Source organism: Niabella pedocola (assembly GCF_021044425.1).
Lineage (GTDB): Bacteria > Bacteroidota > Bacteroidia > Chitinophagales > Chitinophagaceae > Niabella > Niabella pedocola.
The window spans coordinates 227,823-251,774 of record NZ_JAJNEC010000005.1 but is presented as its reverse complement, the minus strand read 5'-3'; the positions used below and the strand labels follow the sequence as shown (position 1 = coordinate 251,774).

Sequence of the window (23,952 nt, the reverse complement as noted above, 5' to 3'; positions counted from 1 at the left end):
GTTAAAAGTAAACGAATGAAAAAAAGCATAGGGTTTCTTGTTTTGTGGATCTGTGGATGGTATCTGTTCCCGGGTGTTATGGTGGCACAGCAGGCAGGGGAAAAGCTCAAAAGCCCGCTGGTGACGGAGTATGTATACCCAACACGGATTGTTTGGCAGCAGGGGCGGGTTACAGGAGCGGAGCGCTTGTTAAAAAAAGGGATCGGGCAGGCGAGTTTGAATAATGCCGATGTAATTGTATTGAAAACATCAGGGAAAGATACCGCCAGCATCCTGCTGGATTTCGGGCGGGAAATGAATGGTGCGCTTGAAATGATAACAGGTATGTGGCCGGCGCCCAATCATCCGAGAAAGGTGCGCATCCGCTTTGGAGAATCCGTTAGCGAAGCAATGGCGGCGTTGGGTGAACACGGGTCCACCAACGATCATGCTATTCGTGATTTTGAATTGATGATCCCCTGGCTGGGAAAAGTAAAAAGCGGGGAATCGGGTTTCCGTTTTGCAAGAATTGATCTGCTGGATGCAAATGCTGAAATACATTTGAAGGAAGTGCGCATGGCTTCCACGTACAGGGATATCCCGTACCTGGGTTCGTTTAAAAGCAGTAACGAGCGATTGAATAAGATCTGGGAGGTAGGCGCGTATACGGTTCATTTAAATATGCAGGACTATCTGTGGGATGGCATTAAACGCGACCGGCTGGTATGGGTGGGCGATCTGCATCCGGAAGTATCTACGGTAAATTCCGTTTTCGGCTATAATGAAGTGGTGCCCCGGAGCCTGGACCTGGCCCGCAATACCACACCACTGCCCGGCTGGATGAGCGGGATCAGTACGTATTCTATGTGGTGGATCATTATTCAGCATGACTGGTATATGCATCATGGCGACCGCAGCTACCTGAAGGAGCAACAACCCTATTTACAGGGGTTATTGAAACAGATCATGGGTAAAGTTGTGAATGGCAGCGAACAAATGGATGGAAACCGCTTCCTGGACTGGCCTTCCAGCAAAGATTCCGTTGCCATTCATGCCGGTTTACAGGCAATGACGATATGGAGCCTTGAACGGGGAGGCGCGTTATGTGCCATCCTGGGAGATGTGGAAACCGCGAAACGATGCCGGGAAACCGTAGCTGAAATGCGGAAAATAGTTCCGCCGCATAATAATAGCAAACAGGCTGCCGCCCTGCTTTCGCTGGTAGGAATGATGGACGCCGGCCAGGCCTATTCCACAGTACTGTCTGTAGGCGGAGCAAAGAATTTTTCTACATTCTATGGATATTATATGCTGGAGGCAATGGCCAGTGCCGGAAAATACAAGGAGGCGATGGATATTATTTCGGAGTATTGGGGCGGTATGCTGGATTTAGGGGCCACTACGTTCTGGGAAGATTTTGATATCGGCTGGCTGAAGAATGCCGCCCGTATAGATGCGTTGGTACCGGCCGGAAAAGTAGATGTGCATGCAGCTTATGGCGATTACTGTTATGTAGGCCACCGTCACAGTTTTTGTCATGGATGGGCATCGGGTCCTACGGTATGGCTGTCTGAACATGTATTAGGACTAAAAGCCATAGAACCCGGAGGAAAAGTGTTCCGGTTACAACCCCACCTGGGCGATCTTTCTTTTGCCGAGGGGACCTTTCCCACGGCGTCGGGAGTAATATGGGTAAAGCATACGAAAGATAAAACGGGCAAAGTGATTACTACGGTGCGGGCGCCAAAGGGGATCCGTATTTTGAGATAAAAGCCAACAAGCGTCTTCCGCATAGCCCTGGAATACATCCGCTCTTTGTTGGAGGCGGAGTCTTTTGCCTCATGCAGGAGAAATTTTATTGCCGGATGCCTGCCTGTATGCATCGTTTTGAATGCCATCCATTCGTTGGATGAAGGCAATCCGTATAACACCTATCCCTTCTTTATCGGATCCTGTTTTAAAGCAATGGTGAAAACCGCGCCTTTTTCTTGCCCGGAGGTAACAAACAATACTCCGTCGATCTTATCCAGCATTTCCAGGATAATGGCACTTCCCATTCTGCCGTTTTTTACAGCCTTATCCCTGCTCAGGAAGTTTTCAATCTGGAATGCATTCAGGCCCTTTCCCGTATCGGATATCTGTATTTGCAAACCTTCGGGTATCGGTACCGCCTTTATGCTGATGGTTCCATTTTCCGTATTCTTGTTGGCATTATCTACCAGGTTCCGCAGAATCAATATCAATATATCTCTATCGGTATATAACTGAACCGCGGTTTCCTGTATGGAGAATTTATTATTATTTGTTTGTAAGATTTCCCTGAACAATGCCTCAATGTCTCCGAAAACCTGCTGCAGCGGGAACTGTGTTTTTTTTACCTTAAAATGTTCCTGCTGACTTACCGCCCAGGAAAAAAACTGGTCGGTGAAGCGGCTTAGCTCACCAATTAGCTGGTTCAACCCCATCACCTGATTTAAATTTTCCTGGTTGCTGTCCTTCCAGTTTTTAACCAGGGCTTTTCCTGTAACTCTCATTGAAAACAACGGTGACCGGATATCATGTAACACCGTTGAAATGATTTGTTCTTTAACTTCATTGCTCTTTTTTAAGGCAATTTCTGAATGTTCCAGCTGTTGTATGGCCGTACTTAACTTTTCGGTTCTGAGATCGACGATTTTTTCGATTTTTAATTTCTCTTTTTCCAGTTGCACCAGGCGCCTCCTGGCGAATAAATATCCAAGGAAAACGATGCACAATACGATGCCTGCAAAGAACCAGCCTGTTTTGTAGAAGAAGGGTGTAACCACCACATTGATGGCAATGCCGCCACCGGGTGTTCGCTGATCACTGCCCGCCTTCCGGAACTGTAATGTGTAGTCGCCGGCGGGCAATGTATTTATGGAAATAACTCCTGAGGAGGAAACCGGGATCCATTGCCCCATAGCCGTGCCAATTTTGTATTCCAGTTTCAGATCGTCCTTATTACCAAAGAAGGGGCAGGCAATTTTAATATGCAAGGTCTGAAAGGTTGGTTTCAACCGGATGGTTCCATGGATGCTGTCTGAAATTACCGGCTGACCGTCGATGCTTATTTCATCTATAAAAATTTTTTCCCGGGGGAAATCCGTTGCAAGTTTGTTTGGGTAAAATTTTACCAACCCATCAATGGATGGCAATATCAATGCGCTGTCCTGCAGCCATTGAAAATTAGGATTTGCACCTCCGTTAAATTCATTGGTTCTTAATCCGTTTCCTTTATTAAACGTAAACCAGAAAACCGAACTTGTTTTGCCGGTTGCAAAATCGGCCAGTGCATTAACCGGCACTTTGTATAACCCGTTATTGGTAGGCAGCCAGAAGTTTCCGCGATTGTCTTCTATAAAAGCATGGATGGATTTGAACGCACCTCTGGGACCCGGGGCTAATGGATACAATTGATTGTTTGTATATAAGAAGCTGCCTTTTCCGTCGGTACCGATCCATAACCTGTTTTGTTTATCCTCATAAACGGTCCGTATAGAAAAGGAATCAAGTATCGAACGGGAGATCGTATGATTTTTCAGATTGTACCATTTTAGTCCTCCGGAAGTAGCCAGCAGGTATGTTCCGTTTTTTAGGGGTACCAGCGCTGTTGCTGCTATGTCGGTAGGAAGTTTTTTCTGGTAAATAACGTTTCCATCTCTTGTTACTTTATATAAAGTGGAATGGGTGCATAACAATAATGTACCGTCTTCGTTAAGCGGTACAATTGCCATCAACCGGTTATCAAGCTGAAGCAGGTTTCTGTCTACAATCCCGGTTCTGGAGTTGTACCGGGATAACAGGAAACTCGTTTCATAATAGATCCTGTCTGTACTATCGGTATAGGTTGCCCTGCTGTCGCTGTTATACAACGGCACATACAAGGATGTGTTATCCCGGTGCACCAGTGCGTTGTTTACCGCGATATCATCTTTAGAGGTCTTTGCGATGGTATAATAGTTTTCCGGGCCCGATTGTTGGGGTATTTCGGGATAGATAAAATCCGACACTTTTATAGCGTACAAACCCTGTGTACCGGTTCCGATGAAATAAGTTCGGAGATCCGGCCGGTAGGCGATACAAAGCGGCATTTCCAGGTTTAAGTTGCTCAGAACACACTTGCTGTTTACTACTCCGTTCCGGTAGAAAAGCTCGTAAAGGTTTCCCCCGGCGTATATAAAGGCGCCCTGTTCGCACCATAGTGTCTTAAAATTGCCACTAAGGAAATCATTATTGCCGGCAATTGCTCCGTTGATATGTCCTGTTTGTTCAACTCCATTATCCCAGCATCTTATCCGGTTGCCGGGCCATACCTGTAAAAAATAATGATCATTGAGAATTAAACTGCCGATGGGCTCCGTTTCATTGCGCTTCAATTTTACAACCCTGTTTTTTTGGATAAAATAGGCGTTACCCCCCTGGAAAAGATAGATATCTCCGTTTTTCAGTCCTGCCGGCATTTTTACAAGAGGAATCGTTGTCGTATTATAGATCGTTTGCCACAGACTATCCAATACCGCGTTTGGAGTAATGTATCCTGTAGTAACGAAGCTAGGATTATTCGTATCCGTTAAAGCTGGTACATACGCATACAGGGAGGTGGATCCGGCTATTTTGATATTTTGGAAGTCGAGGCCCTGCGCAAGTATATTCCCGGCCGTATCGGTCATCATCGCCACGATTCGCTCGCTTTTAAGCCCCTTTATAACCTCACTTCCATATTGCTTGAAGTTGTTGTTATCAAACCGGACAATGCCGGCTTCTGTAGCCAGCCAGCAAAACCCGCTCTTATCAAACTTAATGGCTTTAACGCTATTTTGAGGCAAGCCGTTCTCCGAATTGTATTGTTTGATTACATAGCCGGTTTGCGGATATACCACGCTTTGAAAAAAAAGAAAGCAGCAAATCAACACCCCGTATTTTAGCTGCCTTTTTGAGTAAAAACGGAAATAGTCAGTATGCATAACATGCAGTAAAAGTCGGATACAAATATAGAGTTATTATGATAATGGTATGTGCCGAAAACGCCGTTGCGTTCAGGGAATATGAATGGTAAAGAGGCATGACAGCGCGGAGGGTGGAAGGAGCAAGGTGGAGGAATTGATCCCAAAACCCTGTTTGAGATAACGGCGCATAATTGTTCTTCAGACATCATAGGAGAAGCCGGCATGTTTGATCACTTTGAGGCAGTTCACCCAGCACGACTGCTTCCTGTTTTGACACGAAGAAAAAACGCATCTTCTAATCTTGCTGCATTTTGGCAGGTTGATGTTTGTTTTTGCCGGCGGAAGGGCGTGCTATGGAAAATCAGTCCTGTTGCCCATCGATGTGTTTTTTCATTTCCTTTTGCTTCCGAAGGATTTGTTCCGTAAAACGCAGTCAGGACGGGCTATACAGCCGGCACCATTCTGAAGCCGAAAAAAATCAATAACATTTTTTTGTCATCAAATTGCCAACCCTTACTTTTGCCGCGGAGAGATGGCAGAGTGGTCGAATGCGGCGGTCTTGAAAACCGTTGACTGTAACAGGTCCGGGGGTTCGAATCCCTCTCTCTCCGCCAAAAAGAAGAAGCGCTGATTCAGCGCTTCTTCTTTTTTAGATAGCATGCTTTCTGATAATCCCTAACGCCAGACGCCGGGCATCCCTACGGTCGAAACAGAAAGAAAATCAACCATAAACCTGTTGTACCTTTTGAAGAAAGCTTTGTAATCCAATAACAATATCGTCCTGTTTTTATTTTGGTTGGCTGCGCCCGGGGGAATTTATGGGGAAGGACGGCTTCTAAAAGATGGTTCACAAGAGAGCAAAAAAAAATGGACATACTAAGCATAAGAGCATATCCATTATAATCAACCTGTAGCTACCAATCCGCCTCAAAAGCACTTAGATGGCCTGTTTTAACTAGCAACGGCACATGATATAAATCAAAAAAAACAGGTGCTGTAAAATAAATTTTTTTACAGGATCTGCAGTTTTGAATGAAGCAAAGGTATATCTTTAATCGTTATAAGTCAACGGACGGTGACTTGTAACGATTAAGCAATTCCGGATAATTGAAAAAATATACCTTATTGACTGAAAATGTGTGTAATATGCAAGATTTTTGTTGATTTTTCATAAATATTCAGCTTTTTTTGAAAATATTTCTAATACATCTAACAGAAGCATTTTTGAACCAGGCTTCGCTACAAAAACAGCTTCTGAAGTTTGTTTACTATGAAAACGGAACAAAGAAATACACGGGTGCCGAAGCGGGATAAGCTAAAGTCCATGGAAAAACTGCTGCATTCCGTAGGCGCAATTCTTCAAAAAGATGGTTACAAGGCACTGAAAGCGCAACATATCGCGGCCCATGCAAAACTCGACAAAAAACTGATCTATAACTATTTTGGTAGCCTGGGAGGATTAATCGACGCCTATCTCAAAAAAAATGATTTCTGGAAGCGTACCGAGTTGCTGACCGAGCAGGCGCCCCTTGCTGATCTGCCGGCAAACAAGGTGGTGGAGATCTTAAAAGGACAATTCACGTTCCTGGAACATTCGCCGGAAATGCAGCATATCATCCTGTGGGAGCTGAGCGAGAAGAATCCCCTGTTGCAGGAGATCCTGGATGAGCGGGAGCGCTTTGGTGAACAACTGTTCAAATTGTCGGACAAATATTTCAGGGGTTCCGCCGTAAACTTCCGGGCTGTGAATGCGCTGCTGGTATCAGCTATTTATTATATTATCCTGCACTCCCGGTATAATACCAATACGATCTGCGGCATTGATGCTACCAGCAAAAAGGGAAGAGAACAGCTTTTTAAATCGATCGAACAGATCATTTACTGGTGCTACCAGGAGGCGGAGCGAACCCGGAATCAATAGCGGCATTAGACACGCACGCATACCGGAAACCGTGCCGCTGTGTAAACAGGCGCGCTACAGATGGGGGCATCAGCCACCTAAGAACCCAAACCTCTAAGCAGAACGATGGAATACCAATGCCCTATTGCCCGGTTCTTTTTTGTTGCATCTGTAATGCGGCATCCGTGAGGGCTGTTTGTCCCAGACGTTGTTCCACTTCTGTAATGGATTTAAACAGGTTGTTCCGGGTATCTGTTATTTGCGTAATGGCCTGTGCCAGTAATTCCCATACCGGCTGCATGGCTGTAACCAGGGCCTGTCCCTGGGAGGAAAGGCTGAGCTGGCGTTTCCGCTCGTCGGCAGGATGTTTTTTTGACCGGATCAGTTTTTTTTTCTCCAATTCTTTTAAAAGGCTGATGGTAGAAGGATGGGTATAGCCGATTTCCGCGGCCAGCTCCATAACGCCCAGTACGTTTTTTTTATGCAATGCATAGATCACAGGAAACCATTTGGGATCAAAGTCAATACCGTATGCCCGGTATACTTCATGCCCTTGTTTGCGGAAGCGCTCACTTAGTCGCTGTAAGCGGGTGGCCAGTGCCAGTATGCCGGCTTCATCAATAATATCCATTACATTATTGGTTTTTAAGTGAAAGTGAATAGAACCGGTTATCAACGGGCATTTTTGGGAAAAAGGAGGGAAGCGCTGTTTCAGGGATTTCGGCAAAACCATGCTTTTCATAAAACCGCATGGCTGCTTTCAGCAGGTCAACCGTACCCAGGTAAATGGTTTCGATCCCTTGTTGCCGGCAATACCGGATAAGGGTCTGCAGCAGCTCCTGGGCTACTCCTGGTTGCGTACCCCGGTATTCCTTTTTTACAAACATTTTCCGGATCACGCCGGTTTGTTCCGGGGTGCGGATCAGGGCAATGGTCCCGATCAGGATATCGCCTGAAAAAGCACCCCAGAAATTTCCGCCGGGCTCTATATAAAAGCGTTCAATCTGTTGCAGGTCCGGCTGGCTTTCCAGCGTTACCGGCACATTAAACTCCACCTGCTGGATATGCAGGATCAGGTCAATAACCTGCGGGCTATGGGTATGATTCAGTTCGCGGATGCTAAACATGGCTGTATATTTTTGAATAACAAATATACGTAGTTAACTACGTATATAACTACATAATCACCATTTTTTTATTTGACCGCCGGGAAGCGGCTGTTTTCGATTGCAATGCGCGGAATTTTAACCGTCAAACATCCCCGGCGCCGGCCGGCGGAATACCCCTTTGTAAAAAGCAATAAAAACCTAGTTATATTTGTACCTATGTTAAGGCGATCACTGGAAATTATAGGCAGTAGTTTTCGCATGGCCATGCAGGAGCTATGGAAAAATAAATTGCGCACCTTCCTGTCGCTTTTTGGTATTACCATCGGCATCTTCTGCATCATCGGCGTGTTGGCAACCGTGAACAGCCTGCAGCAAAATATACAGAATGAAATCAAGACCCTGGGCTCCAATACGATCTATGTAGATAAATGGGATTATGGCGGCGGACCGGATTACCCCTGGTGGAAATATGTGAACCGGCCGGTTCCGCGTTACGATGAGGTAAAGCCCATCAAAGAGCGAACGCCCAATGCCCGGTATGTGGCCTTTGCGCTGCAGGGAAGAGGAAACGTGGAGTTTTCAGGCTACCTGTTAAACGGCGTGAATGTGTATAGTGTGAGCGATGAATACATCAAGATTCAGCCGCTGACCATGGGATTTGGCCGGTTTATTTCGGATGCTGAATTTAGCTATGGTACCAATGTCGCCGTGATCGGTAATGAGATTGCTGAAAAGTTATTTAATGAACCGGAGCTGGCGGTAAATAAATTGATTTCGATTGCGGGGCGGAAGATCCTGGTGGCCGGCGTAATTGAAAAACAGGGCAAGCAGATGATCGGCGGCTGGGGGTTTGATCAGAGCGTGATCCTGCCTTTTCTGTTCGGGCGAACGATTTACAATGAAGAAAAGACAGATCCGGTAATTATGGTACAGGGCCGGGAGCAGATCACCAGTAAGGGGTTGAAAGATGAACTGATGGTAACAATGCGGAGTTTGCACAAACTTAGTCCGAAGCAGGAGGACAATTTTGCGTTGAATGATATCAACGATATCGGGGACCAGGTGGAAGAGGCATTTGCTGGTTTAAATATCGGAGGCGCTGTGATCGGGGGGATCAGTTTGATCGTTGGATTATTTGGCGTGGCCAATATCATGTTTGTAACCGTAAAGGAACGTACTTCGCAAATAGGACTGAAGAAGGCCCTCGGGGCCAAGCGGCAGATCATTCTTACGGAGTTCCTGCTGGAATCGGCCTTTCTTTGCATGCTGGGCGGATTGATCGGTTTATTCCTGGTATACCTGCTGGCACAGATCCTGAGTAAGGCGCTCGATTTTCCGGTATTTATATCCATTGGAAATATGGTGTGGACCTTTTTGATTTGTGTGGTTGTAGGAGTGGTTGCAGGTATTGTTCCGGCCGTACAGGCGGCGAAAATGAACCCGGTGGTGGCGATCCGGAGTTAGAGAATAGTGAATTGTCAATAGTGAATGGGCAATAGTGAATAAGGACTGAAGCAATTAAAATATGAGCAAGATAAATATACTGGCAATCGAATCGAGTTGTGATGAAACCTCTGCAGCGGTTTGCAGCGGTGGAAAAATATTATCAAATCGGATTGCCACGCAGGCGGTCCATGCAGAACATGGGGGCGTGGTTCCCGAGCTGGCCTCGCGGGCGCATATGCAACACATCGTACCCGTGGTGGATGTGGCATTAAAGCAAAGCGGACTGCTGCTGGAAGATATGGATGCGATTGCTTTTACACAGGCACCGGGGCTTATCGGAAGTTTACTGGTGGGTGGGCAGTTTGCAAAATCGCTGTCGCTGGCATTGGATAAACCCCTGATTGCAGTCAACCACATGCAGGCGCATGTACTGGCAAACCTAATACCCGATGATAAACCTTCGTTTCCCTTTTTGTGTTTAACGGTGAGTGGCGGGCATACCCAGATCGTAAAATGTGTGTCACCCACCCAGCTGGAAATTATCGGTGAAACCATTGATGATGCTGCCGGAGAAGCCTTTGATAAGGCCGCAAAAATGCTGGGATTGCCCTACCCGGGCGGACCGTTGGTGGATAAACACGCAAAGGAGGGGAACCCGGACCGGTTTCAATTTCCGGAACCCAAAATACCCGGGTATAATTTCAGCTTCAGCGGACTAAAAACCGCCATTCTTTATTTCCTGAGAAATGCAGGTACCGCACAGGTGTATAAAGAAGCCTTTGCGGCCACAGAGGGGGAGCGGCAACGTTTTATTGATGAAAATCTGAAGGATATCTGTGCCTCCATTCAAAGCCGGATCATTTCGATCTTATTGAATAAGTTAAGCAAGGCAGCAAAAGACCTGGAAATAAAAGATCTTTGTATTGCAGGGGGTGTGTCTGCCAATAGCGGACTGCGTAAGGCGTTTAAGGAAATGGGAGAACAGAAAGGCTGGAATACCTTTATCCCGGATTTTCAGTACTGTACGGATAATGCCGGTATGATCGCCATCACCGGCTATTATAAATATCTTGAAAATGATTTTGCCGACCTGTCGGTGCCCTCTTTGGCCAGGGGATTTTAATGGTTTAAAAGTACCATGTTTCAGGTTTCAGCACATAACGTGCAACCTGAAACATGGTACCTCAAACCTATAACAGGCCTGCCAACTCCAGGCTTTTCTTCTTTAACTTCCGTTCTTCGATATCTTCGATAATGCCATCGGCTTCCACAATCAGGGAAGTGCCGTTCTCTTTCCACCAGGCGTTTTGCTTTAGCTTTTGTAAAGCGATTACGCCAGACAGGTATTTGCGGCTTTCCTGGGCATGCCACTCCTCAATCCATTCAAAATCCTCTTTCGGGATATTTGCCAGATCGGTAAAGCTTACAAATACTTTCAGGTAAATGGCATCATTGAGCTGATGCGGTTTATGGTGGTATAATTTTTTATACTCATAACGGTATTCATACCGCAGTGCGGAGATATCGCTCAGCACCGCTGATGCTGTAGGAAAGCTTCCCGCGCCCTTGCCATAAAAGAATTGCTGATCGGCAAATCCGCTTTCAATAACCACCCCGTTGTATTCATTCTTCACAAACGACAACGGACTATCGGTATTTACAAACTGAGGCAGCACATAGGCCCCTACACCGCCATTGATCAGCTTTTTAGCCTGCGCTACCAGTTTGATCTGCTGCCCGCGGGCTTTGGCCACCAGGGCATCTGATTTGGCAATATTCTGAATGCCGTTAAACAGGATATGATCCGGGTGTGCCACAATACCATAAGCATGGAGCAACAGGATGGTCCATTTGTTCAGCGCATCAAATCCTTCCACGTCAAGCGTTGGGTCGCTTTCCGCAAAACCCAGCTGCTGGGCCAGCAACAACGCATCTTTAAATGTCAGGTTCTCTTCAAAGATCTTGGTGAGGATAAAGTTGGTGCTTCCGTTTACGATGGCACGGATGCTGTGTAAAAGATCATTATCGTAATACTCTTCCAGGTTCCGGATCACGGGGATAGAGGCGCAGGCGGAAGATTCGTATAGCAGGGACCGGCCGGTTTTTTGCTGCAGTTCCAGCAACGCAGGCAGGTTTTCCGCGATCATTTTCTTGGAAGAGCTTACTACGTCCTTGCCATTTTTTAATGCCGTGCTTACTATTTCAAAACCGGCAACAGCATCGTCGATCACCTCTACGATCAGGTTGATCGAAGTGTCGTTTAACAGCTCATCGCGGTCTGTTGTAAACAGGTCTTCCGGTGCATTTCTTTTTTTACCCGGATGTTTGATGCAGACTTTTTTGATGCTTGCTTTTAAGGAAGGTGTTTGCTGCAACACTTTGTAAAGACCTTCTCCTACCACACCAAAGCCAAATAGCCCGATCACTAATTCTCTATGTTCGCCCATTGTTTTTATTTTATCGCCACGCCCTCGGCATGACGGGTTGTGAATTTTTTTATTGCTTCTGATATCTGGTCAAATTCCAGCAGGAATCCATCGTGCCCGTAGTCGGAGCGGATCTCTTTTTCGATGGCCCCGGGAATATGCTCTGCTAAAAATTCCTGTTCTTCCGGCGGAAATAACAGATCCCCCTCCAGTGCCAGCGCCAGGGTTTTGGCCTGAATGGTTCCCAGTGCTTTAATGACCCCGCCGCGACCGCGGCCGAGGTTATGACTGTCCATGCTTTTGCTAAGTGCATAATAGCTGAAGGCATTGAAGCGGGCTGCTAACTTGGTGCCCTGGTAGCGTTGATAACTTTCGCTCCGGAATGCTTCCAGTTGTTCATCCGAGTGTTCGGATTGTGTTTTGTTATAGGCCGTGGCATTACGATACGAGAGCAGGGCAATGCCCCGCGCCACCTCCATGCCTTTCCGTCCGGCTTCCGGATTTTTTGTTTGCCAGGTTTGATCGGCTTCTATCGCAAACCGCTGGGAGGCATTAAAGGCCTTTCCCCACGGGGAGTGCACTGCGTTGGTAGCCAGCGGAACGATGTATTCAAAAAGCCCCGGATCCTGGACCGCCCATTCGAGCAGCTGCTGTCCGCCGGTGCTGCCGCCGATACCGATCTTTATTTTTTGAATGCCCAGTTCTTTTTGCAGTAACTGGTACGCGCGTGCCATATCGCGGATGGTGAAGAATGGGAAATCATGGTAATACGGTTCGCCGGTTGCCGGGTTTGTATCCAGGGGGCTGCTGCTGCCGTAGCAACTGCCCGGCATGTTTACGCAAATGATAAAATCCTTGCCGGGATCAAACGCTTTGCCTTCACCAAGCATCTCGGGCCACCATTCATGCGGATTGCTGTTTGCTGTAAGTGCATGAAAAATCCATATCACATTGGATTGATCTTCATTGATGCGGCCATAGGTTGTATAAGCCAGCCGCAGGTTCTGAAAAAGAACACCGCTTTCCAATACAAAGGGTGCCGAATATGTAAATACGTTTTGTTGCATTCTTTTTGAAAGACCTGTAAGGCTTAACCAATCTGTAACGACGGTAAACCTTACAGGCCTTGTTTTTTACTTGTTAAAAACAGCGGCAAAAGCCTGCTCGAAATCTGCTTTAATATCTTCGATATGCTCAATACCCAGGCTGATGCGGATCAGGTTGTCCAATACACCAGCATTGGCTCTTTCGGTTTCGCTGAGCTGTTCGTGTGTGGTGGAAGCGGGGTGGATGGCCAGGGTTTTGGCATCGCCCACATTTGCCAGGTGACTTACGAGCTTCAGGTTGTTGATAAACGCTCTGCCGTTTTCGAGTCCGCCTTTGATGCCAAATTGCAGCACGCCGCCGAAGCCATTGGTAAGGTATTTTTTGGCCAGCGTATGATAGGGGCTGCTTTCCAACCCCGGGTACCATACAAACTCAATCTTGTCGTGTTGCTCCAGCCATTGTGCAAGCGCGAGCGCGTTGTCTACCGTGCGTTGTACGCGCAGTGAAAGCGTTTCCAGGCCCTGCAGCAACAGGAAGGAGTTAAAGGGACTCAGTGCCGGACCAAAATCGCGCAGGCCTTCTACACGGGCACGGATGGCGAAAGCGATATTGGGCAGTCCCAGCGGGTTGCCTTCTCCAAATATCTGCCAGAAGTTAAGGCCATGATATCCTTCTGAGGGTTCGGAGAATTGCGGGAATTTTCCGTTGCCCCAGTTGTAATTTCCTCCATCTACAATGATACCGCCAATGCTGTTTCCATGTCCGCCGATCCACTTGGTGGCAGCCTCTACTACAATGTTGGCGCCATGTTTAATGGGCTGAAACAGGTAACCGCCGGCACCAAAGGTATTATCAACGATCAATGGAAGATCGTATTCCTTGGCCAGCGCCGCAAACTTCTCAAAGTCGGGAACATTTAACCGCGGGTTGCCCAGCGTTTCAATATAAATGGCTTTTGTTTTATCATCGATAAGCGGGCGGAAACTGTCCACATTATCATCGGCTGCAAAGCGTACATCAATGCCCAGCCGTTTGAAAGAAACTTTAAACTGGTTGAATGTTCCGCCATAAAGGAACGGAGAGGTAACAAAATTTTCACCGGCCTGCAGCAGGTTGGTAATAGCCAGGAACTGGGCCGCCTGTCCGGAAGATGTAGCCAGTGCAGCAACCCCTCCCTCCAGGGCGGCAACGCGCTGTTCAAATACATCGGTAGTCGGATTCATGATCCGTGTATAGATATTGCCAAATTCTTTTAAACCAAAAAGGTTGGCCGCATGATCTGCATTTTTGAAAACATAAGAAGTAGTCTGGTAAATAGGCACGGCACGGCTTCCGGTAGCAGGATCTGGTTGCTGACCGGCATGCACCTGCAATGTGTCGAAATGTAGTTGGTTACTCATAAAAAATAATGAATTTAATGAAGTGAAAAATGATGTTGAACTATGAAAAGGTCGTTAAAAAACACCTGTTGGGGGTATGGAAGAAGTATATGCCTGTTAAGGCATACAACAAATACAGCAACACATTACGGGCGTAATGTTTAAAATGGGATATGTTGCGCTTTGTTTCATGCAGACTACGAATTTAGTAGAGTTTTGTTTCATATTCAAAAAAATTACAGGCAGCGGATTGCCGGCGCATAAAAAAAGCCCATCCGGATAAACCAGATGAGCTGTTCTATTAAGAATGTTAATATGCTACTATCCGACTTATCTTCCCACGCATCAGCGCGGCTGGAATTGGCACCTTGTTACGCTTATAACAGGTTGCCAAGGCTTCATTGGGCCAAACCCTCTGCCTTTCTTGATAAGGTTCCCGCATACCGCAGGAAATTGAAAAAGAACTAAAAATAACCCTTAACAGGCCGGCGCAAAGGTAGGGAACAAAAAGGAAAGAAAAAAGCCCCTGGCCAATCAACCATCTAAGCATTTGTGTTTCAATCTAAAATGCAAACATGTGTTAGCTTTGTGCTTGAATGTTGGAAATTATCCTTTTTGTATTCACTGATGGTTTGATAATTTCTAATTATGTATGGGTAAAATATATTTTTTTTAGATTTTGTCAAATTATATTTTTGCTGTTTCAACAAAGTTTAAACGCAATATGCTTACAAAGCCATTCGAAATCCCCGTTAACCAGCTAAAGGCTGCGGGGCTGAACCTGAACAACGAGATCCATTACCAGCTGACCGCCGACGAGTTGGTAGAAGATACGCTTATGAACAACCAGGGCCGGCTAAATGATACAGGAGCCCTGGTGATCTCCACCGGCAAGTTCACCGGCCGCTCGCCCCGCGACAAATTTGTGGTAAAAGATGAAGTAACCGCAACAACCATCGATTGGGGGAACTTTAATAATCCGATTGACGAGCGGTATTTCGACCGGATACTGGAGGATGTACGCAACTATTTGAATGGCCGGAACGAGCTGTGGGTAAGAGACGCCTATGCCTGTGCAGTACCGGAATACCGGTTGAATATCCGGGTGGTAAACGAGCTGCCCTGGATGAATCTTTTTGCGCACAATCTTTTTTTACGTCCGTCTGAAGAAGAACTGGAACATTTTGAACCGGACTGGCATATTCTTTCTGCACCTTCACTGGAGCTGGACCCGGTACGTTGCGGCACCCGCCAGGGCAATGCCACAGTGGTAAGTTTTAAACATAAAATGATCCTGATCGCCGGCAGCGCTTATACCGGGGAGATCAAGAAAGGGATCTTTTCGATACTGAATTACCTGTTACCCCAGACCCGCAATGTACTCAGCATGCACTGCGCCGCCAACCTGGGAGCACAGGGGGATACCGCCCTGTTTTTTGGACTGAGTGGTACCGGAAAAACCACCCTGAGTACAGATCCTGACCGGAAACTGATTGGTGATGATGAGCATGGCTGGGATGATAACCGGGTGTTTAATTTTGAAGGCGGCTGCTACGCAAAATGTATCGGCCTTTCAGGCGAAAAGGAACCGGAGATCTATCACGCCGTAAGAAAAGGGGCACTTGTTGAAAACGTTGCGTTTTTTCCCGGAACCGACCAGATCAATTTTGATGATGCGTCTGTTACCGAAAATACCAGGGTTGCCTATCCCATTGATTTTGTAAAGAACAGTGTGCCGGAAGAAACCGGCGGCGCACCCCGGAATATCTTCTTTTTAACCTGTGATGCCTATGGCATATTACCTCCCATTTCCCGGCTCACGCGCGAGCAAGCCTTGTATTATTTTATCAGTGGTTACACGGCCAAGGTGGCGGGTACGGAGGCCGGTGTTACCGAGCCCAAGGCCACTTTCAGCGCCTGTTTTGGAGCGCCCTTCCTGCCGCTGCATCCGGCACGTTATGCAACAATGCTGGGCGACCGCATTGCGCAGCATGGGGTAAAGGTTTGGATGGTGAATACGGGTTGGACGGGTGGTGCCTACGGTACCGGAAGCCGGATGAAACTGGCCGATTCCCGGGCCTTGATACGCGCGGCTTTGAACGGGAGCCTGGACAATGTGATCTATCATAAGGAACCCGTTTTCGGACTGATGATACCGGGTACCTGCCCCGGTGTGGATTCAAACATATTAAACCCGCGCCAGACCTGGGCGCAACCGGAGGTGTATGATGCCCAGGCGAGGGACCTGGCCAGTCAGTTTATCAGGAACTTTGAAAACATGGCTTCGGTGGTGGCTGCGGAAGTAACAGCCGCCGGACCTAAACTATAAGGTGACTTTTGTGTTTGTTTTATGAAGGGCCGCCGGTAACGGTGGCTTTTTTTATGGATGCCACTGAAGCGCAGAAACACTGAACAACTACATTTAACCGCCAGGCTCGCAAGGTTTTTCGCGAAGTTCGCAAAGCGGTTTATAACGATAATGTATCCTGTTTTCATTGCGCCATTGCGGATACTTTGTGTCCCTTGCGTTAAAAAACTAAACCGCAGGGGATATAAAACTTCAGCGTTTCAATGGCAATTTAACCGCCAGGCTCGCAAGGTTTTTCGCGAAGTTCGCAAAGCGGTTTATAACGATAATGTATCCTGTTTTCATTGCGCCATTGCGGATACTTCGCGTCCCTTGCGTTAAAAAACTAAACCGCAGGGAGATAAAACTTCACCGTTTCAATAGCAATTTAACCGCCAGGCTCGCACGATTTTCGCGAAGTTCGCAAAGCGGTTTATAACGATAATGTATCCTGTTTTCATTGCGACCATTGCGGAGACTTCGCGTACGTTGCGTTAAAGAATCTAAACTGCAAGGGATATAAAACTTCAGTGCTTCAGTGCCTCTGTAGCTTTCTCGAATTTGGGATCTATAAATTCCCATTCCTTTATATGCGGATGCTGGTGTTCCTTTAATGCAATGGCCTGCATTTGCTGAACAATACCGGGATGCTGAGCGGCGATATTTTCTCTTTCATGAAGATCCGTTTCCAGGTTGTAAAGTTGCCAGGGTGCTTTTTTATCTTTCTGCACACCCGTGCGTACACCTTTCCATTTTCCGATGCGAACGGCTACCTGGCCTCCTTTTTCAGGATATTCAAAATAAAGATACGGATGCGGTTGCTGCGTTCCCTTACCCAACAACTCGGGTAAAAGAGAGATGCCGTCAACGGGATGTGTCAGCCGTTGTTGGGTAAGCGCTGCAAAAGTGGGCATCATATCGTATTGTACGGAAAGCAGGGAACTGGTTTTGCCTGCAGGAATTTTTTTTGGCCAGCGGGCGATAAAAGGTTCCCTGAAGCCGCCCTCGTAAATGTCCATTTTCAGACCGCGTAATCCCTGTACACTGTTGAAGAAAGCAGCGTCAACCCCACCGTTAAAAGTAGCTCCGTTATCACTCGAAAACAGGATCATGGTATTTTGATCCAGTCCCAGCTTTTTGATCTCATTCATAATAAGACCTACCTGATCGTCGAGGCAGGTGATCATGCCGGCATACGTGGATAACGGGTATTTGGATGCGGCATAGCCATTTTGTCCGTAATAGGGTTTTTCATCAAACTGGCCCTTGTACATGTTAATATATTTTTCCGGTACCTGTAGCGACACATGCGGAATGGTATAGGGCAGGTAAAGGAAAAAAGGTTGTTGCCGGTGTGTGCGGATAAAAGCCAGCGCCTTCTCCGTCATTTTATCAATTGAGTATACATTGCCCTTGAAATAATCGAAATCGCTGTCGGTAGCAGTTTGCGGGTCGAGTTGCCGGTGTACCCAGATATTGGGGTTATTCAGCGTATCCCAGGAATGATTTTCCCAAAGATGGGTGGGATAGTAATTATGCGACTGTTTCTGATCGAGGTATCCGTAAAAATAATCAAAGCCCTGTGACAGTGGATGCCCTGTAGTGTTGCCCGATCCCAATCCCCATTTTCCGATGACCGCCGTTGCATAACCGGCATTTTTAAAAAGATGCCCCAGGGTAAAACTGCCTTCGGGCAACGGCATCTGACCGCCTTCCAAACTGTCTGGGAAGCCTCCCAGTTCATAGTTGCCTCTTATATAGGAGTGCCCGCCGTTTTTCCCGGTCATCAGCATACAACGTGCTGGCGCGCATACCGGCGTACCGGAGTAGTGTTGGGTAAACCGCATGCCCTCGGCGGCCAGCTGATCCAGGTGCGGCGTTTTTATTTTTTGTTGCCCGTAGCAGCCCAACTCGCCATAGCCCATATCATCGGCATAAATGTAAATGACATTGGGTTTTTGTTGGGCAATAATGGCGGCAACGTGTATAAAGAGCCCGGTAATAATGAGCAGTATTTTTTTCACAATGATCTGTATTTTACTGGCGGCTGCCAGGATGGTTTTGTAATTGTATTTGATATCGCGCTCCTGGAATCAGCCCGCGGGGATCAGCTGTTTACAAAATGGAACAAGCAGGTGCGAAGGTAACGCATTTGTAAAAAGCAAGATGGTTGTTAGTGCCGTTTGTGCAAACGAATGCGCAGCAGTACTGTTTTTTTTGTACAGCCTTCGGTACTCTCAATATTTTAAATTTACTTTGTACCAGTGTTTGCCAGCGCTACTTGTTTAAAAAGATCCGTACGTAAGAATGCCTTCAAATACCGGGGAATGCCGGGCGGGTGATGGCTATTATATGGAGGACGGCGTAATGGAAACAGGAAGGCGGCTATTGGCTGCCCCGTTCGCAGCTGGGATTTTTGTTTGTTGTAATTATATATGTTGAACCAGGTACAGGATATCAGGGAAGGGAACCAAAAAGCGTTCGAAGCGTTCTATGAGCTTTGGTCGGAGCGTGTTTTTTTTCTGTTTCTAAAAAAAAACGGAAACGAGGCCGACGCGGCAGACCTTACCCAACAGACATTTATTAAAATGTGGCAGTACCGTTCCGGACTCTCTGATGCACACGCATTAGAAACCATGCTGTTTCAGAACGCCCGGCTGGTATTTATCGATTGGTTGCGTAAAGCAGCCACGCAACGGAAACGCCAGGCCGTAGCCGAAGCATTTTATACACAATCCCCGCCGGTATTGCCGGATCATGAAAACCTGCACCTTGCTATCCAGCGATTGCCGGCTATGCGCCGTAAAGTGATCCGCTTAAAACATCTGGAGGGCTATTCCTATAAAGAAATTGCTGTTTTAATGAACCTGTCGGTTAAAACGGTAGATAACCACGTACGGCAGGCACTGAAGCAATTGCGCAGGATGCTGACCACCGTAATCTTTTTTTTATAATTTTTTTGCACCGCTAGGGGATTTTTTATTTACAAACGTTATACTAAATGAAAATGGATAATGCTGTCACAAAGGAGATGGTGGAGCGGTTCTTCGAAAACCAATCGGACGAGGCAGAGGCTGAAAAAGTAACGGCATTTCTTAAAGCGCATCCCGAAGTATTACAGCACTATGTTCCGGATGCCGCATTCAGGAATATGCCGGAAACACAGCAACTGGAGGAACGATGGAGGACGGCAATGTGGATGGCTGTACAAAAGGGTATAAACAGGGAGAAAAAAACGCGCTATTTACAAAGGGTGCTGGCAGCAGCAGCCGTACTGGCACTGGTTTTGGCAGGATATGCGTTGTTGAATGTTCTGGGTGGCCAGCGGGGAAGCCGCTACACAGAACTTGAAATTACGGTTATTGAAAATCCTTCCGGAAAGGAAAAGGAACTGCGGTTACCCGATGGATCGGTGCTGCGGTTGCAACCCGGCAGCCGGGTGGAGTACGCGGGTACATTTAAGGAGCAGCGGCAATTGTGCTTAACGGGAACCGCTTATTTTAAAGTAGCAAAAGATTCCCTGCATCCCTTTCTTGTAGAAGCAAACGGCATACGAGTGCGGGCACTGGGTACCGAGTTTTGGGTGCAGGAAAACCGGCAACAGGCAACGATACAGGTGAACCTGGTAGAGGGAAAAATAGCCGTGCGCGATCTGGACCATTCCGCAATACTGCAACCCGTGATCCTGATACCGGGGGAAGGCGTGCTGGTAAACCGCAGGAACGGAGTGGCACAGGTGATACGGCCTGCCCGGAGCGATGCCGCCAGGATGATGGCTCATAAAACAACTCCAACGGCCCGCAGGCAGTTAACAGACGCCCAGGGAGCAGTGGTGTGGGGAAATGCAGCATATTCGTTTAACCGGGAATCGTTGCGCCGGGTATTTGACCGGATCGAACAACGGTATCATAGAACGATTGTATTAAAAACAAAAGAGATCGGAGACTACTTGTTTACAGGAACGATTATGTATAATGATTCGCTGGATGTTTTACTGGAACAACTTTGCCAGTTGAACGGATTGCGGTATCAACAAAAAGAAAACCAAATTACAATAGAGAAAAACGATTGACCCTGGGTCATACGGATAACTGCCATCCCCTTACAGGAGCATTCCGTTTATATTTTCCGGCAGCGTCGCTGTGCTGAACAGGGACGAACAAAAAGCGCATGCGTTTTGAACAACTATTTTATTGAATATAAAAGACAGGTAACTATGCAGTCAAAATTTTATCTCGTTTTAATCGCACTGATGTTCCTTTGCTCCCTGCAGGGCATGGCACAAGGCAATGCTGAAGTGCGGGGATTGGTATTGAGCCAGGGAGGCGAGCCGCTTTCGGGTGCTTCTGTAAGGATCGTGGACCTGCAAAATCCCGCATCAGTGGCTCACCAGGTTACAGATGCGAAGGGTGGGTTTATCGTCCGGATGGTGTATGGGCATTCCTATGATCTTTACTTTTCTTACGTGGGATACCGGGACGACTCATTAATGCATTTTTCACTGAATGCCGGTGAAAAAAGCAGTATTATGATGCGGCTGGCGGCCTTACCCGGGCAAATGGACGAAGTGGTGGTAGTGGGGTATGGTACGCAGCGAAGGGTAAATGTGATCGGTGCCATTTCGCAGGTAAATGCGAAGGACCTTAATAACCGGGCGGTTACACAGGCTACACAGGCACTTACCGGACAGATGCCGGGTGTTACGGTTATCCAGCGTTCGGGACAGCCTGGAGGCGGCAGTGCCGGAACGATCCGGATCCGCGGTGTTTCATCGTTTGGTGCCAACCCGGATGCGTTGGTATTGATCGACGGCATTCCCGGTCAGTTAAGCAATATAGACCCCAATGATATTTCCAGCATATCCGTGTTGAAGGATGCTGCATCAGCAGCGATCTACGGTTCAAGGGCGGCAAATGGTGTGATCCTGGTTACAACAAAATCCGGCCAGGGAATGAACGGGAAAATAAAGATCGGCTATAATGGCTATATCGGCACGCAGCGCGCTACCCAATATCCCGAGTTTGTGCATTCCTGGGAATACGCGCAGGCACGCAACGAAGCCACACCCGGTACCTATACAGAAGAAGAGATCCAGAAGTTCCGCGATGGTTCAGATCCTGATCGTTATCCGGACGTAAATTATATCGACCTGATGTTTAAAAACGGGACATTGCAAACGGGGCATAACCTGTCCGTTGCGAATAAGACCGGCAATACAGACTACCTGCTGTCGCTGGGATATCTTTATCAGAACGGTATTGTGGCCCGGAATGACTACCAGCGCTATAACCTGCGTTTTAATATGACGAACCGGCTTGCGGAAAAGCTGAAACTTTCAACAAGACTGGCTGCCACGCAGGAGCTGAACAATCAGCCCGCGCCATCAGCCACCCAGGATTTTAATGATATGCTTACGGGCATCAGCCAGGTGGTACGGATCCCGGCCACTTTTCCTTATCTGCTCAGCAACGGTGATTTTGGTACCGGCCTTGCCAATAAGGGAACGCCTTATACCTATCTTAATAATGAATCCTTCTTTGATTCAAAGTGGACGAACCTGGCGGGGAACCTGCGTCTCGACTGGGAAATTGTACATGGCCTTACCCTTTCCGGTATTGGTGGTTATACCAACGGTTCCAACTGGTCTAGGCGTTTTTTGTCGAACCAGGTACTGAATGCATCGGTAAAACTGGGGCCCGGCAACCTGACCCAGAACAACGAAGAAGTGGAGTATAAGACCTTGCAGCAATTACTGGAATATAAAAATACTTTTGGACGTCATGCGGTCAATATATTGCTGGGGCATACCTATGAATATAACGGCGATCGTGTTTCTTCCAACTTCCGGAACGGGTATGTATCCAACAGTCTTACCGAGCTAAACGCCGGTGATCCCGGAACCCAAACCAATTCCGGTAATAAAACGGAGTGGGCCATGGATTCTTATTTCGGTCGGCTCCAGTATAATTATGCAACACGCTACCTGGCCGAAGTGACGGTTCGCCGCGATGGATCTTCACGGTTCCCGCCCACGCTTCGATATGCCGATTTTCCCGGGTATGCATTGGGCTGGCGTATTTCTGAGGAACCCTTTTTTAAGCAACATGTTCCGTGGATCAACGAGCTCAAACTCCGGGCTTCTTATGGTACGCTGGGCAATCAGAACATTGGTAATTACCCCTGGCAGCTGGTGTTGGCGCTGGGCGGCAATTACAGCTATCCGTTCGGAAATACGATTGCGGCCGGTTCTATCCTGACCACGCTTACAGATACCACGCTTCACTGGGAGTCTACCCGTACCAAGGATATTGCACTGGAAGGAACTGCGCTAAACGGCCGGCTGAGCTTCAGTGCCGCGTATTTTGACCGTTACGGATATGATATCCTGGCCAACCCCGGAAGCAGTTATTCTGCGGTGCTGGGATTTGGCGTGGGCACTATCAACGCCGGTAAGCTGAGTAATAAAGGTTGGGAATTTGAACTGGGATATAACGAAACCCGGAACAAATTCACATATGGAATGCGGGCGAACCTTTCGGTGATCCGGAACAAGGTGCTGGACCTTGGGCCGGGGCTGAACATTCCGCAACCTAACGGCCTGGTAGGAAACGGTTCCAGCCGCTTCCTGGGCTACCCGATCGACCTGTATTACGGGTATCGTGCAGATGGTTTGTTTATAGACCAGGCGGATATTGACGGGTATGCCAATCAAACCGCCATCAATCCCAAGCCGAAACCTGGTGATATCCGTTATAAGGATATCAGCGGCCCGGACGGGAAGCCGGATGGCAAGGTCGACGCAACCTACGACCGGGCGATATTGGGTACCAATATTCCCAGATATACCTATGGGATCGCAATCAATGCGGGATATGCGGGAGTGGATTTCAGTGCCCTGCTGCAGGGTGTAAGCGGCGTAAATGGCCGCCTCACCAACTATGCAGGCTATGCCATGTACCAGAACGGCAACATCCAGCGGTGGCAGCTGGATGGAAGGTGGACGGCGCAGCATCCTGACCGGAATGCACGGTACCCCCGTATGGAGGAAATTGCCAATACCGGCACTCCCAATACCCTGCTATCCGATTTCTGGTTGCTGAACGGAAGCTATCTCCGCATTAAGAATATCCAGCTGGGATATACCCTGGGCGACAAAAGTCTTAAATGGATGGGCATACAGTCGCTGCGGGTATTTGCGGCAGCGGAGAACCTGGCAACCTTCAGCCGCTATCCAAAGGGATGGGATCCGGAGATCAATACGGCCGGTGATTATTATCCCATCCTGGCCAATTTTACCCTGGGTGTAAATGTGAACTTTTAATACCCGCTCCAATTGTAAAACAGCGTATAAA

The 23,952-nt window shown here is 47.6% G+C and carries 15 protein-coding genes, 1 tRNA gene and 1 riboswitch; of the genes, 9 read left to right on the top strand and 7 right to left on the bottom strand.

Going from position 1 to position 23,952, the window contains the following annotated elements:
• The first annotated feature begins 15 nt into the window (after positions 1-15).
• A complete protein-coding gene (locus LQ567_RS08705; RefSeq protein WP_231004114.1) occupies positions 16-1,749 on the top strand; it encodes an alpha-L-rhamnosidase-related protein in 1,734 nt (577 codons plus the stop codon).
• Between the two features lie 161 nt (positions 1,750-1,910).
• On the opposite strand, the gene LQ567_RS08700 is transcribed toward LQ567_RS08705, so the two are convergent.
• Positions 1,911-4,964, bottom strand: a complete 3,054-nt coding sequence (locus tag LQ567_RS08700; RefSeq protein WP_231004113.1) for a ligand-binding sensor domain-containing protein — start codon at positions 4,962-4,964, stop codon at positions 1,911-1,913.
• Between the two features lie 508 nt (positions 4,965-5,472).
• Here LQ567_RS08700 and LQ567_RS08695 point away from each other — a divergent pair.
• Positions 5,473-5,560: transfer RNA gene (locus LQ567_RS08695), tRNA-Ser, on the top strand.
• Between the two features lie 656 nt (positions 5,561-6,216).
• Complete coding sequence (locus tag LQ567_RS08690) at positions 6,217-6,867, top strand: TetR/AcrR family transcriptional regulator (RefSeq protein WP_231004112.1); 651 nt, start codon at positions 6,217-6,219, stop codon at positions 6,865-6,867.
• Positions 6,868-6,988: 121 nt separating this feature from the next.
• On the opposite strand, the gene LQ567_RS08685 is transcribed toward LQ567_RS08690, so the two are convergent.
• Entirely contained in the window at positions 6,989-7,477 is a 489-nt protein-coding gene (locus LQ567_RS08685) for a MarR family winged helix-turn-helix transcriptional regulator (protein WP_231004111.1), read from the bottom strand.
• A 4-nt stretch (positions 7,478-7,481) separates the two neighbouring features.
• The gene (locus tag LQ567_RS08680) at positions 7,482-7,973 is read right to left on the bottom strand and encodes a GNAT family N-acetyltransferase (protein ID WP_231004110.1); all 492 of its coding nucleotides are present in this window, start codon (positions 7,971-7,973) and stop codon (positions 7,482-7,484) included.
• Between the two features lie 198 nt (positions 7,974-8,171).
• On the opposite strand from LQ567_RS08680, the gene LQ567_RS08675 reads away from it, so the two are divergent.
• Together LQ567_RS08675 and tsaD are read left to right on the top strand one after the other, a co-directional pair.
• The gene (locus LQ567_RS08675; RefSeq protein ID WP_231004109.1) at positions 8,172-9,419 is read left to right on the top strand and encodes an ABC transporter permease; all 1,248 of its coding nucleotides are present in this window, start codon (positions 8,172-8,174) and stop codon (positions 9,417-9,419) included.
• 61 nt (positions 9,420-9,480) lie between these two features.
• Positions 9,481-10,524, top strand: a complete 1,044-nt coding sequence (tsaD, locus tag LQ567_RS08670) for a tRNA (adenosine(37)-N6)-threonylcarbamoyltransferase complex transferase subunit TsaD (RefSeq protein WP_231004108.1) — start codon at positions 9,481-9,483, stop codon at positions 10,522-10,524.
• A gap of 67 nt (positions 10,525-10,591) precedes the next feature.
• On the opposite strand, the gene LQ567_RS08665 is transcribed toward tsaD, so the two are convergent.
• From LQ567_RS08665 to LQ567_RS08655, 3 genes are all read right to left on the bottom strand, one after another.
• Entirely contained in the window at positions 10,592-11,848 is a 1,257-nt protein-coding gene (locus tag LQ567_RS08665; protein ID WP_231004107.1) for a homoserine dehydrogenase, read from the bottom strand.
• Positions 11,849-11,853: 5 nt separating this feature from the next.
• Complete coding sequence (locus LQ567_RS08660; protein WP_231004106.1) at positions 11,854-12,894, bottom strand: homoserine O-acetyltransferase family protein; 1,041 nt, start codon at positions 12,892-12,894, stop codon at positions 11,854-11,856.
• A 66-nt stretch (positions 12,895-12,960) separates the two neighbouring features.
• A complete protein-coding gene (locus LQ567_RS08655; protein WP_231004105.1) occupies positions 12,961-14,274 on the bottom strand; it encodes an O-acetylhomoserine aminocarboxypropyltransferase/cysteine synthase family protein in 1,314 nt (437 codons plus the stop codon).
• Between the two features lie 306 nt (positions 14,275-14,580).
• A riboswitch (SAM riboswitch) is annotated at positions 14,581-14,687 on the bottom strand.
• 290 nt (positions 14,688-14,977) lie between these two features.
• On the opposite strand from LQ567_RS08655, the gene pckA reads away from it, so the two are divergent.
• Positions 14,978-16,582 (top strand): phosphoenolpyruvate carboxykinase (ATP), encoded by a 1,605-nt coding sequence (pckA, locus tag LQ567_RS08650; protein WP_231004104.1) that lies wholly within the window; start codon positions 14,978-14,980, stop codon positions 16,580-16,582.
• 545 nt (positions 16,583-17,127) lie between these two features.
• Here pckA and LQ567_RS08645 read toward each other — a convergent pair.
• Positions 17,128-18,624 (bottom strand): arylsulfatase, encoded by a 1,497-nt coding sequence (locus LQ567_RS08645; RefSeq protein ID WP_231004103.1) that lies wholly within the window; start codon positions 18,622-18,624, stop codon positions 17,128-17,130.
• Between the two features lie 411 nt (positions 18,625-19,035).
• Between LQ567_RS08645 and LQ567_RS08640 the strand changes: the two genes are divergently transcribed.
• The 3 genes from LQ567_RS08640 to LQ567_RS08630 all read left to right on the top strand — a co-directional run bounded on the left by LQ567_RS08640 (position 19,036) and on the right by LQ567_RS08630 (position 23,921).
• Entirely contained in the window at positions 19,036-19,554 is a 519-nt protein-coding gene (locus LQ567_RS08640; protein WP_231004102.1) for an RNA polymerase sigma factor, read from the top strand.
• A gap of 53 nt (positions 19,555-19,607) precedes the next feature.
• Complete coding sequence (locus LQ567_RS08635) at positions 19,608-20,672, top strand: FecR family protein (RefSeq protein WP_231004101.1); 1,065 nt, start codon at positions 19,608-19,610, stop codon at positions 20,670-20,672.
• A gap of 144 nt (positions 20,673-20,816) precedes the next feature.
• Positions 20,817-23,921, top strand: a complete 3,105-nt coding sequence (locus tag LQ567_RS08630; protein WP_231004100.1) for a SusC/RagA family TonB-linked outer membrane protein — start codon at positions 20,817-20,819, stop codon at positions 23,919-23,921.
• Positions 23,922-23,952: the final 31 nt, after the last annotated feature.